The organism is Paenibacillus sp. S33 (assembly GCF_053615415.1).
Window position 1 is genome coordinate 736794 of record NZ_JBSIEZ010000001.1, and the last position, 13447, is coordinate 750240.

The 13447-nt window shown below is 44.9% G+C and carries 14 protein-coding genes; 10 read left to right on the forward strand and 4 right to left on the reverse strand.

The annotated features are described in order from the left end of the window. Positions 1-30 precede the first annotated feature (30 nt). The 3 genes from ACWGXJ_RS03440 to ACWGXJ_RS03450 are packed head-to-tail and all read left to right on the forward strand — an operon-like array spanning position 31 to position 4047. Positions 31-1731, forward strand: coding sequence for a spore germination protein (locus ACWGXJ_RS03440; RefSeq protein ID WP_452566198.1), 1701 nt, complete (start codon positions 31-33; stop codon positions 1729-1731). A gap of 25 nt (positions 1732-1756) precedes the next feature. Continuing rightward, a complete protein-coding gene (locus tag ACWGXJ_RS03445; protein ID WP_452566199.1) occupies positions 1757-2851 on the forward strand; it encodes a GerAB/ArcD/ProY family transporter in 1095 nt (364 codons plus the stop codon). Further along, a complete protein-coding gene (locus tag ACWGXJ_RS03450) occupies positions 2848-4047 on the forward strand; it encodes a Ger(x)C family spore germination protein (RefSeq protein ID WP_250259484.1) in 1200 nt (399 codons plus the stop codon). Before ACWGXJ_RS03445 ends, ACWGXJ_RS03450 begins: the two co-directional genes overlap by 4 nt. 64 nt (positions 4048-4111) lie before the next feature. On the opposite strand, the gene ACWGXJ_RS03455 is transcribed toward ACWGXJ_RS03450, so the two are convergent. Further along, the gene (locus ACWGXJ_RS03455; protein WP_452566200.1) at positions 4112-4660 is read right to left on the reverse strand and encodes a PadR family transcriptional regulator; all 549 of its coding nucleotides are present in this window, start codon (positions 4658-4660) and stop codon (positions 4112-4114) included. Between the two features lie 167 nt (positions 4661-4827). Here ACWGXJ_RS03455 and ACWGXJ_RS03460 point away from each other — a divergent pair, with 167 nt between their 5' ends. Next, positions 4828-5319 (forward strand): phenolic acid decarboxylase, encoded by a 492-nt coding sequence (locus ACWGXJ_RS03460; RefSeq protein ID WP_013308656.1) that lies wholly within the window; start codon positions 4828-4830, stop codon positions 5317-5319. Positions 5320-5422: 103 nt separating this feature from the next. Here ACWGXJ_RS03460 and ACWGXJ_RS03465 read toward each other — a convergent pair whose 3' ends face one another. The 3 genes from ACWGXJ_RS03465 to ACWGXJ_RS03475 all read right to left on the reverse strand — a co-directional run bounded on the left by ACWGXJ_RS03465 (position 5423) and on the right by ACWGXJ_RS03475 (position 8034). Then, positions 5423-5869 (reverse strand): hypothetical protein, encoded by a 447-nt coding sequence (locus ACWGXJ_RS03465; protein ID WP_254327323.1) that lies wholly within the window; start codon positions 5867-5869, stop codon positions 5423-5425. A gap of 271 nt (positions 5870-6140) precedes the next feature. Beyond that, positions 6141-6527 carry a winged helix-turn-helix transcriptional regulator gene (locus ACWGXJ_RS03470; RefSeq protein ID WP_452566201.1) on the reverse strand — a complete coding sequence of 129 codons (387 nt, stop codon included), beginning with the start codon at positions 6525-6527 and terminating at the stop codon, positions 6141-6143. Positions 6528-6690: 163 nt separating this feature from the next. Then, positions 6691-8034: a glycoside hydrolase family 30 protein gene (locus tag ACWGXJ_RS03475; RefSeq protein WP_452566202.1), complete on the reverse strand. Its 1344-nt coding sequence runs from the start codon at positions 8032-8034 to the stop codon at positions 6691-6693. A 211-nt stretch (positions 8035-8245) separates the two neighbouring features. Between ACWGXJ_RS03475 and ACWGXJ_RS03480 the strand changes: the two genes are divergently transcribed. The 6 genes from ACWGXJ_RS03480 to ACWGXJ_RS03505 all read left to right on the forward strand — a co-directional run bounded on the left by ACWGXJ_RS03480 (position 8246) and on the right by ACWGXJ_RS03505 (position 13309). Continuing rightward, positions 8246-8926, forward strand: coding sequence for a response regulator transcription factor (locus ACWGXJ_RS03480; RefSeq protein ID WP_061831262.1), 681 nt, complete (start codon positions 8246-8248; stop codon positions 8924-8926). Then, positions 8923-10692, forward strand: coding sequence for a sensor histidine kinase (locus ACWGXJ_RS03485; protein ID WP_452566203.1), 1770 nt, complete (start codon positions 8923-8925; stop codon positions 10690-10692). The genes ACWGXJ_RS03480 and ACWGXJ_RS03485 overlap by 4 nt, the downstream gene beginning before the upstream one ends. Positions 10693-10715: 23 nt before the next feature. Beyond that, positions 10716-11225, forward strand: coding sequence for a CDP-diacylglycerol--serine O-phosphatidyltransferase (gene pssA, locus ACWGXJ_RS03490; protein WP_025677988.1), 510 nt, complete (start codon positions 10716-10718; stop codon positions 11223-11225). Between the two features lie 22 nt (positions 11226-11247). Further along, entirely contained in the window at positions 11248-11742 is a 495-nt protein-coding gene (locus tag ACWGXJ_RS03495; RefSeq protein ID WP_013308662.1) for a DedA family protein, read from the forward strand. Positions 11743-11829: 87 nt separating this feature from the next. Next, positions 11830-12246 (forward strand): phosphate-starvation-inducible protein PsiE, encoded by a 417-nt coding sequence (gene psiE, locus ACWGXJ_RS03500; RefSeq protein ID WP_081330719.1) that lies wholly within the window; start codon positions 11830-11832, stop codon positions 12244-12246. 55 nt (positions 12247-12301) lie between these two features. Then, positions 12302-13309, forward strand: a complete 1008-nt coding sequence (locus ACWGXJ_RS03505; protein WP_069291049.1) for an AI-2E family transporter — start codon at positions 12302-12304, stop codon at positions 13307-13309. Positions 13310-13447 lie beyond the last annotated feature (138 nt).

Below are 13447 nucleotides of genomic sequence, written 5' to 3' on the forward strand. Positions count from 1 at the left end.
AAATCATCTGGAAGTGAAGGAGGAAAGAGTGTGTGGCAGGTCATCGGAACTCATATGCCCAAATGGAACGTGTGGATGGAAGCCTTCTTTTTATCCATCATCCCTTTGATTATTTTTCTGACGGTACGACAAATCAGAGCGATGGATGGTCGAGAGAGCAGACGTATGGAACGATTAAAGCTTTTAGAAGAAGAAGACCGTTCGCAGCATGCAGATCATAATCCGTCTGTAAGTGAGGCTGAGAAGGAAGAGGGAACCTTTACCGAAGATTACGAAGCCAATATAGCAAAAATCAGACAAGCCGTCACGGATATGTCGGACGTGAACGAACGATCCATTTTTCTGGAAAAATTGAACGCTGTAGGTACACTTTTTTTTGTGGATGGATTAACAGACAAGGTTGGCATGGATCAGAACATACTAAAGCCGCTGATGGATTGGGGCAGCTCCGGACAAGGCGGGGAGGATCTTCCGAGAGGAAAAGAGCTTCGGGATATGTTTATTCGTCAGGTCATGCTGGTATCGGAGACTCAGTATACGTTAGAGGTGCAGTTCTCCTTGCAAAAGGTGCTGTTCGGTTCAGTCATACTCATGATTCAGGGCATACCGGGTGCTTTTGTGCTGGGCACACCCAAAGGGAGCACACGAGGGGTGGAAGACCCCATATCGGAATCGGTGCTGCGGGGACCGCGAGTTGGTTTTACCGAGACCCTTAGCGACAATACGGCAATGCTGCGCAGGCATGGAGAAAGTACAGAACTGGCCATGTCGTCCTTCAAAGTGGGCAAAAGAGTGGAAAAACAGCTGATGGTGGTGTATTTCAGAGACATTGCCGACCCGGAGCTTGTGGACGAGGTGAAGCGGCGGGTCAAAACCATTGATATGGATGAGGTGTTGGAGTCGGGCTATGTGGAACAGCTTATTGAGGATAATTTTCTTAGTCCCTTTCTGCAAATTCAAAATACGGAGAGACCGGATCGGGTCATGGCTGCATTGCTGGAGGGACGTGTGGCGATTCTGCTGGATGGTACACCTTTTGCGCTCCTTATGCCTGTGACGTACGGGATGATGCTTCAGTCTCCCGAAGATTACTATGAACGATGGATACCGGGGTCGCTTATTCGATTTCTTCGTTTTATGGCAACTACAATATCTCTGTTCGCCCCGGCGCTCTATATCTCCTTTATCTCGTTTCATCCCGGACTGATTCCAACCAAGCTGGTCATTTCCATTATCAGTGCGAGACAGGGGGTTCCGTTTTCGACGCTGATTGAGGCCCTAATTATGGAAATTTCCATCGAAATTTTACGCGAGGCAGGACTACGGCTGCCCAAACCCATCGGTCCAGCGATGGGCATCGTCGGCGGTCTGATCATTGGACAGGCCGCTGTTGACGCCGGGATTGTAAGTCCGATTCTTGTTATTGTGGTAGCAGTCACGGCGATTTCTTCCTTTGCCTCCCCTGTATACAGCGCAGGGATCTCTATGCGTATTCTTCGTTTTGGGGCCATGTTCACGGCGTCTATCTTTGGATTATATGGAGTGATCATGTTTTTCCTGATGTTGAGCATTCATATGGCTAAATTACACAGCTTCGGCGTGCCATATCTTAGTTTAACGACCCCCCGTTCATTGAAGGACTGGAAAGACTACTTCTTGCGAGCACCGCTACAATTTATGAAAAACAGACCCATTCTATTGAAGCATAAGGACCCTAAGCGACAAGGATGAGTTCAACAACACAGGAGGGAGCAAGATGGCCCGTGGGAAAAAAATGGATAAAATTACAACGCTACAGACGACGGCAATTGTGCTTTGCTTTATGCTGGCAGCCGGGCTGCTTACTCTTCCCAGAGTAGCCGTTGAAACTGCAAAAACACCGGATGTATGGATGTCTGTCATTTTAGCAGGGGCTGCCACTTTCCTGTTCGGATGGATTATAGTCAAACTAAGTTCACGTTTTCCAGAAAGCACCTTTTACCAGTATGTTCAGCGGATAACCGGCAAAGCCATCGGCAAGGTGATGGGCATGTTGTTCGTCATCTATTTTATTTGTATAGCTGCATATGAAATCCGATCTGTGGAGGAAGTAACGTCGTTCTTTTTGCTTGAAGGAACTCCAGCGTGGGCTATTTCAGCACCTTTTATGTGGATATCTCTGTATCTTTGCTTGGGGGGGATAGGCACGTTGGGGAAAATATGCCAATTTATATTCCCGATTACGGCGTCTATCTTTTTGTTAATATGCTTGCTGAGTTTGAATATTTTCGAATTGAATAATTTGCGTCCTGTTTTGTCCGAGGGGGTGATGCCAGTGCTTAAAGCTCTCAAGACTACAACCCTAACCTTAACAGGGACAGAGTGCTTGCTGTTTATTCTTTGTCGGATGGAAAAACCAAAGAGAGCAACCAGGGCAATCGGACTGGCGATCGGGATCTCGACCGTTTTTTATATAGCTACACTGATCTTATGCATTGGTGCCTTTTCGGTGGAAGGGGTTATGAGCAGAACCTGGCCTTTTTTAGATTTGGCCCGCAGTTTTGAAGTGGAGTATCTGTTATTGGAACGGTTCGAATCCTTATTGTTGACCATTTGGATCATGCAAATTTTTGCTACATTCAGCATAGCTTTTTATTGCGCTTCGCTCGGAGTTTCTCAAATTTTGAATAGCTCTTATTCCAAGGTGTTGTTTATTTTGCTCCCGATCATCTACGTCCTGTCCCAAATACCCAAAAATTTGAATGAGTTATTTTCTTTTGGAACGATCATCGGGAATGCAGCATTCGTTTTATTTGCTCTACTTCCACTGCCACTGCTGCTTATTTCTCGCTGGAGGGGTGTGGGGTCATGATGAAGTTCCGTTCAGGAATACTCGGAATAGCGGTTCTTCTAATATGCAGTACACTTTCAGGTTGCTGGAGCAGCTCTCCCGTGGAGGATCTAAATCTGGAGACAGGCATTGCTATGGATATAGCGACAGAATCTTCACAAGAAGAGCAAATTAATCAAAAAGGAGGAGATTATCCGAAAAAAGAGTTAATTACGGGAACCTTTCAATTTATCATCCCAGAGGAAAGCGGCGGTTCCAATAGCTCCTCACCGCAAGCTAAAAAATTTTTTAATATTACAGAAACAGGGGATTCCGTTTTTGAGATGTTAAGAGAAATTTCATTGCGAACCAACCGACCGCCCATTGGGCAACATTTGAAAACGGTTATTATCAGCTCCAGTCTGCTTCGCAAGATCCCGTTGTACGAGCTGCTGGACTTTTTCTTGGGGGATAATGACATTCGGCTCAGCGTCCAGCTACTGATTAGTACAGACAAGGCGAGCAATGCGCTTCAGGAGAAAAATCCTGGTCAAATTCCTGCCTATATCTTAAAGGATATTTTTCAAAATCGTAAACGGAATGCACGGTTGATAAAGCCCGTGGCTTTGGTTAAAGTGGTCGGGCCCATGAAGGGTAAAACAAGCTTTATATTACCCAATGTCATTTCGACGGAGAATGAAATCAAGATCGCAGGTGCAGGGATCATCAAGGGAAAGACGCAAACATACGGTGGTTTTCTGAATGAATCAGAGGTCGAGGGTCTTATGTGGATCAAGGGCCAATTGGTTGGAGGCGTGTTGAAAGGTAACGATCCTCAAACCGGTAAAAATATAGCCTATGAGATCAAAGCAGTGAAAAGCAGGATCAAGGCCATCGTTCAGGGGGACGACATTTCCTTCCAAGTAAAAATGACCTCAGAGGGGCGCGTTTCCGAGGTTTTTAACAAGAAAGAAAATTTGCGCAGCAACGCTGTGCTCGGACAAGAAGAAAGTATCTTTCAGGAGAAAGTGAATTCATTAGCTGAACAAACTGTAGCCAAAATGCAAAAGCTGCAGGCTGATGTCGGAGGTTTCGGAGAAGCCTTGAGGATTCAGCATCCTAAAGTTTGGCGTAAGGTCAAAGAGGATTGGGATACCACTTTTAGTACCATTCCCGTACGTTTTAGCACAGATATCCATATTGAAGATTACGGCTCTTCGATTACGACGGCAGACTAGTTTGTATGTATTTTAGAAAAACCTTCAATACCACGAATCTACGTGGCGTTGAAGGTTTTTTAGGCTATTCAAACAGGGATAGTGTATCTTCCAGCCACGCAATATAGCTTTCTTCCCGATTAATGGCACGGCTCAGCACCAGATAATGCCCGAATTGATTAGAACCGGGGGCTTGAAGTTTCTCGTCCAGCCGTTGGAGGGATTTCTTACTTTCGTACAGATACTCCAGCTTTTCTTTACGTTTGGTTATCTGGTCCTCGAACAATCGCTTGTTCTCTTCCTTGGGGATGGCTGCTGAGAAATACAGCATGAGCATAAACTCATCCTTTTCCGTTTCTGGTAACTCTTTGGGACTCAGAAGCCATTCGGTCAGTTCTTGGGTTCCTTTGGGGGTAATGCAGTACAGCTTCTTTTCCAGCTTGGCTCCTGTAATGGAGGTGCGATATTCAATAAGCCCCTCTTCGGTCAGCCTTTTGAGCTCGGGATAAATCTGACTGTGTTTGGCGCTCCAAAATTGTCCGATTTCCTTCTTGAATTGACTCGTAATATCGTAGCCGCTCATTTCCTCTTTATGAACCAGGCCCAAAATGGCGTATTTTAATGTGCGTTTCAACGTAGCTCTCCTTGTCAAACGGTATTTGACACTAGTATACCATAGTGCTACAATTTATATGTATTTAAAAACATGTTTAATATTACATGTTTTGAATTGAATATTTATTATCTTTGGTCTCCTATTCAATTCATAAAAACTTATAATTTAGGAAAGAAGGATGCAAGATGGACAAGTTTATCGGCAGCCACATGATCTACACTTATGAGAATGGTTGGGAGTACGAAATATATATTAAAAATGAAGATACGATCGATTATCGCATTCATAGTGGTATGGTAGGCGGCCGCTGGGTACGTGATCAGAAGGTCAATCTGGTGAAGCTGGTGGAAAATGTGTATAAAGTATCGTGGACCGAACCGACAGGCACTGACGTTTCTCTGAACTTTATGCCTGAGGAAAAACGTATGCATGGCATTATTTTCTTCCCTAAATGGGTTCATGAGCATCCGGAAATCACTGTGCGCTATCAAAACGATTTTATTCCGCTGATGGAGGAATCGCGTGAAAAGTATGAAACGTATCCGAAGTATGTGGTTCCTGAATTTGCAGATATTACATTCATCGAAAATGCGGGTGTGAACAACGAACAATTAATTTCCCAAGCACCTTACGCAGGAATGACAGACGATATTCGTGCAGGTAAATTGCAAGTGTAGTCAACTCTGTGCTGAAAGTGTAAAAGCCTGGCCTGTGATAAACAGTCTCAGGCTTTTTTACGTGAACTGGAAAGTGGATTGACAATGGAGTTGTGGACGATATCTAGAATGAATAGTAGACCAGGCCATGCACGATGAGATAAGAACGACTAATCCGAGAGGGGAGGATGGTCGCTGTTGGGGAGAGAATGTGCAGGTTCGCATGGGCAGTCAGATCGGATAAGGCAGATAGAGCCAGCTCTGTTTTATCAGGTCCCCAGTGATCAGCGTGGTGCTGAATATATTGCTCAGCCTCGGTTAAGGACAGACCCTTGAGCGAGGTAAACACGGAAGCCCAGCGGACGAGGTCAAAAGCGCCTTTAATTTCAGGCAGCTCATATTCCGCCAGGCCTTGAGCGCCGTTACACGACATAGTAAGCAAGCCACAGCAATGGTGTTGATAAGGTTTTGAGTCAGGAAATTGACGATAGTCGTATTGAATCATTTCCATGGAACCAATGCGTAATTGGGTCGCTTGGGACGTTGTGGGCTGGGCAAGCGTCATGCTCATGCTAGAACGGCCTCCTTCTTGGATTCACTGTAAATAGGGATGGAAGAATCATACGTCACAGAGGATGTAATGTAAATCACGGATACAAGTGTAAAATGAGGATATATGGCAAAAAACGAGCTTTAATGCCAATGGAAACGGATACTTGCATCCATTTCTTTTATTATCTTGGGGAATGTCTTTATATCATAAAAAAACAACCCCAGATCTCCCCAGGGTCGTCTCTACTAAAAATATAGTTCAGCATTTCGCAAAATGCTTGTTTTGCTGATCACACGGGTGTGATGTCCTGAATCTCTTCTTCTTTCCAGATCACGTTCTCGCGATAGTTTGATCCCCAATCGTACATTGCTCTCAGTACCGGAATCAGGCTTTCGCCATGCTCTGTCAGTGAATATTCCACATGCGGAGGGACGACAGGATAGACTTTACGCAGAATGAGCTTATCTTCCTCTAGTTCGCGCAATTGGTTGGTCAGCATTTTTTGCGTAATGTGGGGGATTAGCTTCTTCAATTCACCAAACCGCTTGGTGCCTTCCATACCGAGATGCCACAAAATAATCAGCTTCCATTTTCCACCGATGACCGCGAGAGTCAATTCCTTATCACAATTAATCAGCTTCAAATCAATCCGGTCTTTTACAGTAGTGATATTCATCGACCTCCTGTCCGTAGTTATTCCAAGTATACTATCTATAGCTACTATACGCAAAAGGATATACATCCATTTTGGAAACTATGCATATGCTTGGGCACTTATAGACTGGACAGGGGTACCTAATGATGTGTGCAAGACTGGAAGAGTCCAGAAATCTGCGGTGTTAAGAAGGAATCACAATAGTATTAAAGGACTCCGGCTCCATCTCCAAGCGGTGTGTTGTTTCTCCGAGAGACAGATTCAGCACACGCGATTCCTTGAACGGATTGGCGATGACTACTACCCTTTGCCCGTCTGTATTTTGAAAAGCAACTGCATTTCCAGTCCATGAGCCACGAAGTCCTATGCGTCGGGCACCCGGTAATACAAAATGAGAAAAGTGCTTCATGACGTAATATTCCGGATTCAAGACAGGTTTTCGATCCGCCGGATCAACGGTGATCATCGAATTTTGCTCCCAGCCCCATGTACTCTTGCCTTTCGGTTCCAAAACCATATTCCAGTAAATATAAGCATTTACGCCATTGGTGAAGTAGTGCTGGTACAGATTATATACATATTTGGCGTAGTCCCATGAGTTTTCTCCGTTCCCGCATTCATTTTCTGTTTGCATGTAACGAAGCTCAGGATAACTGGCAACGGTGCGCTGAATGGCATTTTTGCCTGCCCACTGGTAGCCTACGCCTTTAATATATTTGTAGGCCTGGGGGTCACTCAACACGGTGTGGGCATACTCATCGAATCCGGTCGAAGTCTTTTTCATTAATTCCTCCCACGGATCGGGTGCGTTAATGGTGCCCAGCCAAATTTCCGTATCCAGTCCGTGTTCCTCAAAAGCAGGACCCAAATAGTCGCGAATAAATTCACGCAGCTGCTCTCCGGTCCATACACAGGAAGGGAACTTCTGATCGGCAATGACTTCATTTTGAACATGAATCTGATGAATTGTAATACCTGCCTCTCGATAAGCCTGAACAAATTTGACAAAGTATAGTGCATACGCTTTCAAAATATCCTTTTCCCAGCGCAGCATGCCGTAATTGTAGGCTTTCGGTGATTTCATCCATGTCGGCGGGCTCCAGGGTGAAGCGAACAACTTCAAGTCCGGATTGAGTTGTAACGCTTCCCGAATAAAAGGAATGAGATATTGCTGATCACGCTCAATGGAAAAGTGCTTCATCTCCACGTCACCGTCTGTTTCATTGTGGCTGTACCACTCCAGCGCGTAGTCACTCGCTCCAATAGGAAGTCGGCAAATCGCAAATTTGTGCTCGCCCGCTGGATGAAAGAGAGAATGAAGCACCCGATCTCGTTCGTCTTTTTCCAAATGGTTCAGGGCCACATAACCTAATTCATTAAAACAGCCACCAAATCCTTCGACAAGCTGATGCGTTTCTCCCGTAAAGATTAGATTGGCACTCTCTTGAGTATCGGTCAAATGATGAGCATGGGATTGCCAAGCTTTAGCTTTGGAAGTGGAAAACCACTGAATGGTTTGATTACTCATGTATTACCCTCCTGTTCAAGCTTTTTGTATCTCTTCTTATTATAGGGTAGGATCATAGGAGATGAGATGGTCTGAGCCAAGACAAATTTGCCCTAATCCAAGGTTGAATTTGCGGATGAGAACTTCTGCTGATAAGAAGTGTCAAGAACACATAAAGTACACATGTCTTTGATATGCTGGTGTCCTAGAATGACCGAAAGAGGGAAGTCGATTGAAGAAAAGAGTTCTTCTCGTGGAGGATGAGATACGTATTCGTGAAGTGATTGCTGACTATTTTAAACAGAATAATTGGGAAGTCTATGAAGCAGGCAATGGAAAAGATGCACTGATCTGGTTTGATTCGGTGCAGCCGGACCTGATTATACTCGATATTATGATGCCGGAACTGGATGGTTGGGAAGTGTGTCGCCAGGTGCGTAGCCGCTCAGGTGTGCCGATCATTTTGTTGACAGCCAAATCCGGTGATGATGATAAAATATTAGGCTTTGAACTGGGAGCCGATGATTACGTGACCAAACCTTTCAGCCCCAAGGTGCTGATCGCCCGCGCCAACGCGCTGATGAAACGGGTGGAGGGACATGTACAGCCGGAGTCGCATATTTTGCGGTTCGGTAGTGCCATTCTCAACACGATGGCTCATCGGCTTGAGGTGGATCAGGCGGAAGTCGAGCTGACGCCCAAGGAGTATGAGCTGCTGCGGCTGCTTATACATAATAAAGGCATAGTTATTTCACGGGATGCGATACTGAACCGGGTGTGGGGCATCGACTTTGAAGGAGATACACGAGTTGTCGATACGCATATCAAAAAGCTGAGAAGTAAGTTAGGCCGTGAATCACGCCATATCCGTACGGTTTTTGGTACAGGTTATAGGTTTGAGGAGGAAGAATGAACAAACGGGGAGTTACCTTTAAGTTGTTCATTATGACGGTTGTGTTTTTCCTGTGTTTTTACGGTATGGTGATTTTAAGTCAATTGCTGTTTTTTGAAAATTTTTATCAGGAACAGAAGATTGGTCGTGTGGAAAGCCGCTTGCAAAGCTTCGGTCAAAGTTATGTCCAGGAGGCTTGGGGATCGGGCAGGGTTTCCCGTGAGGCAGCTCGCTTTATGCTTCAGAATAAAAACCAGCTGGCGATTGTAACGCTGGACGGCAAAGTAAAGCTGGATGATGCGTTTCATATCAATCTAAGAAAAGCGGATGGTAAAATCGTTAAAATATCGCTGTCTCTGTTTATGAGCGAGTACGGAGATGAACTGAGAGCTGCTCGGATTCAGCCCGGTGATACGGTAACGGTTGAAGGTGAGGGATTGGGAACGGACGGCATCTCTACCGCCAATTTAATTTATCCAACCGGCATACAGAAACTTGGTTTCAAAAATATAGGATCGACTTCGGAAGAGGCAAGCACAGATGGCCGTGTAAGATTTTCCGGTACGGTGACAGAGATTGTACTGCCGGATCTGAAAACATGGAGTCAGCGACAAGGCTTACTGTTTAGTGCGCTGGAGGAATGGTTCCCTTTATCACAGGCGCATCTGGAGAAACTTAAGAATTTCGAAGTGTTGGAGGAAGAGTGGACGGAACCTTGGACAGGGGTACGCAATGCAGTCATAGTCCATCCTGTTCGTCAGGACACAGGCGAGATCGACCTCCTGTTCACAGTGACATCGTTGCAGGAAATTAGTGAGACGAATGAAGCTCTGCGCTGGTTTTATCTGTACCTAGGGATCGGGGGATTTGCACTCATTCTGATTTTGTCCCTGTTCTATTCCCGGATGGTGACCCGTCCGCTCATTGCTTTGAATAATACCGCCAAGCGGATGGCTAAGCTCGATTTTACAGCCCATACACCAATCCGGCAGAATGATGAACTGGGCAGCCTGTCCTACAGCATGTATACCCTGTCCCAGAACCTGGACACAGCTTTGCGCGAGCTTCAGGAGGCCAATCAGCAATTGGTGGAGGACATGGAACAGAAGCAGAGGATGGAGGCTGTGCAACAAGACTTTTTTGCCAACGCTTCTCATGAACTGAAAACCCCGCTGAGTATCATTAAAGGCTTCGCAGAAGGATTACAAGATGGGGTTAGCGCCGGGAAGCAGGATCATTATATGAAAGTCATTGTAGAGGAAGCGGACAAAATGGAGCGATTGGTCAAAGATATGCTGGACCTCGCCAAATTGGAATCGGGTACCCTCAAGCTTCGCAAGACGACCTTTATCTTGAGTGAGCTGGTGGAGGAGGTCGTGGACAAGTTATTCCATTTGTTGAAGGAGAAAAAGCTGGAAGTGGTCATTATCCCCGCCAATGAGATGCCGATCCATGCCGATGTAGGATGGCTGGAACAGGTGATTATCAACTTTGTTGTCAATGCCATACGACATGCTGAGGAAGGAAGCTCAATCACGATTCGTATCGAAGGTGCTGGGGAAATCAGTTTTTTTTCCATTGAAAATAAAGGTGAGACCATTCCTGACGATCAACTGGAGCAGATATGGGATCGCTTTTACCGGGCCGAGCTGTCCCGAAGCCGCCAGACAGGTGGGACAGGGCTCGGGTTGTCGATCGTCAAACGAATTTTAGATTTGCACGAATTCCGCTATAAGGTGGAGAATACCAAGGACGGCGTCCGTTTTGTTGTTATATTCGGAGGCTAAGCTATGGCAAAGGAGTTAAGAGTATGAAATGGAATTGGTTGCCCTCACTATGCACGATTGCAAACCTGGGGGCAGGGGTGTTATCCCTGTATTTCACGATTCATGAGCAATACATGACCGCTTTTATTCTCGTGGTGGTGGCTGCTTTATGGGATGTATTAGACGGTTTGCTGGCAAGGCTGTTGCATTGTTCCAGTGATTTTGGCAAACAGCTCGATTCGCTGGCGGATGTTGTCTCATTTGGGGTTGCCCCTGCTTTCTTGATCTTGTTATACAAGCTGGGAGATACCCATTGGATAGGACCGCTTGTGGCTGTTTTGTTTGTCATATGCGGTGCGGTAAGATTGGCAAGATTCAACCTAATGGCTTTTAGCAAAGGCTTTGTAGGTATGCCGATTACGGCGGCGGGTGTGATTTTGTCCTTTATGTTTTTATGGAGTGAGCATTTGAAGCCGGGGTTGTTGCTTGCATTAATGGTAGTGCTGTCGTTCCTGATGGTTAGCCGTATTCCCTTTCCGTCCTTCAAAAAATAATCGGTCAGGAGGTGGCTCCCCTATGGAATGGGTCATCAGCATGATTACACAATACGGATATATCGCTATTTTTGCTCTTCTTGCTCTTGGGATTATCGGCCTACCGGTTCCAGATGAAATTATTATGGTGTTTGTCGGCTATTTATCTTCTATTATGGTACTGAATTATTCAGTGTCTATATTAGTCAGCTTCATTGGTGCAATGACAGGGATGATGATCAGCTACACGCTAGGCAAAAAGCTGGGTCAGCCCTTGGTGGATAAGCACGGCAAGTGGGTTGGATTGACACCGAAGCGATTTGCAAGAGTTAAGGGGTGGTTTGCACGCTTTGGGTTGTGGACCATTTTGTTCGGTTATTTTATCCCAGGAGTCAGACATGCGACAAGCTATTTGTCGGGCATTAGTGCGATGCCTGTCCGAAAATATATGCTGGTGGCAAGCGCAGGTTCTCTGATATGGACGCTTATCTTTATCTCCATTGGTTATATTGCAGGGGCGAATATAAACTTTCATTAAGGTGACCCCAAAAGTAATGTAGCATTTTTCACGTATACCACCGATAATATAAATAAAGATACTGTACAACCAGTGAGGGGATCTGTATTGAATGTACTAATGAAGTATATTGAGAAGTTACCGAGTTTTCTGCAAATGATCTTGAATATCTCGCTGTTTCTGGTCGGGCTGATTTTAAGCTTCTTACTGCTAAAAGAAACATGGTCCATTTTTTCTTATGTTTTTTTGTACGCAGAGACCGACAAAAATTACTATGAATTCACGGAAGAGTTGCTTGTGTTTTTCTTGTACTTTGAATTCATAGCATTAATAGTTAAGTACTTTAAAACCAATTTTCATTTTCCATTACGTTATTTTATCTATATTGGGATCACGGCTGTCATCAGGCTCATTATTGTAGATCATGATGATGCTAAAAATACATTCTGGTGGTCTATTGCTATTCTAGTCATGGTAGGTTCTCTATTGATCGCTAACAGTAAATTGTTAAAAAGAGAAAGTTGATGCTCAGGAAGATTGCAAAGTTGACAGTCAAGTGGGAGAGAGGGAATAAAGACGAATGGTAAGAAACTGGATGAATCATGCGGGCGTCAGGCGGATAGCCGTCCTTGCGATAATCGTTTTGCTGTTGTTTATGTTAAGAAGCATGATGAATATTATGTTGTTAACACTGCTGCTTACGATCTTGATTGGCAGTATATATAACGGAGTGAATAAGCTGGTCAAGCGGTTCGTCAATGTGCCGTCAATGATCGTGCTACTACTGGTGTATGGTTTGCTAATTCTGATTATGGTGTGGGGCGTTTACCGAATGGTGCCGCTAATCGTTGTACAGGTCAAGCAGGTGTATCTCATGATTCAGCAAGCGTATATGTATCCTGATCGCAATCAATGGAACGAAACGATTATCGAATTTATGGACACGCTGAATGCTCAGCGGCTATTTGAGCCTGGCCTGAGTGCAGTGATGAAGGTCAGTCAATTGGGAACACAGCTTCTGGTGTCGATTATTTTGAGCTTGTTCTTCCTGATGGAAAAATCCTATATTACACGTTTTACAGCTACGTTTGTAGATAGCAAGCTGGGTTGGTTTTTCAAGGAAGTGGGTCATTTTGGCCGTATGTTTCTGGGTACGTTCGGGAAGGTATTGGAGGCTCAACTGCTGATTTCACTTATTAATTGTATATTGACCACGATTGCGCTCTGGATTATGGGCTTCCCTAATCTGCTCGGTCTTGCGCTCATCATTTTCGTACTGGGATTGGTTCCGGTGGCAGGTGTGTTTATCTCACTGGCACCGCTCGGCCTGATCGCTTTCAGTGTCGGCGGCATTCAATATGTGGTTTATCTGGTTATTCTGATCGTGGTGATTCATGCGATTGAGGCCTATTTCTTAAATCCGAAGCTGATGTCATCCAAAACGAATTTACCGATCTTCTTTACCTTTGTCGTACTTATTTTCTCTGAGCATCTGATTGGAATTTGGGGCTTGATTGTAGGTATTCCGTTGTTTGTTTTCTTCTTGGATCTGATTGGGATAAAACGCAAGCAAGAGAAGGATACTTGATTCAGCACTACAGATTCCACCCTAGTATAGTGACTATTGATTCATTACGAATGCCTGCGAAGCCGCAGGCATTTTTTTATTGCCCGTTTGTTCATAGGAAGAATCGTTGACGCTCATCCACTTTTTAATTCTCTTGTT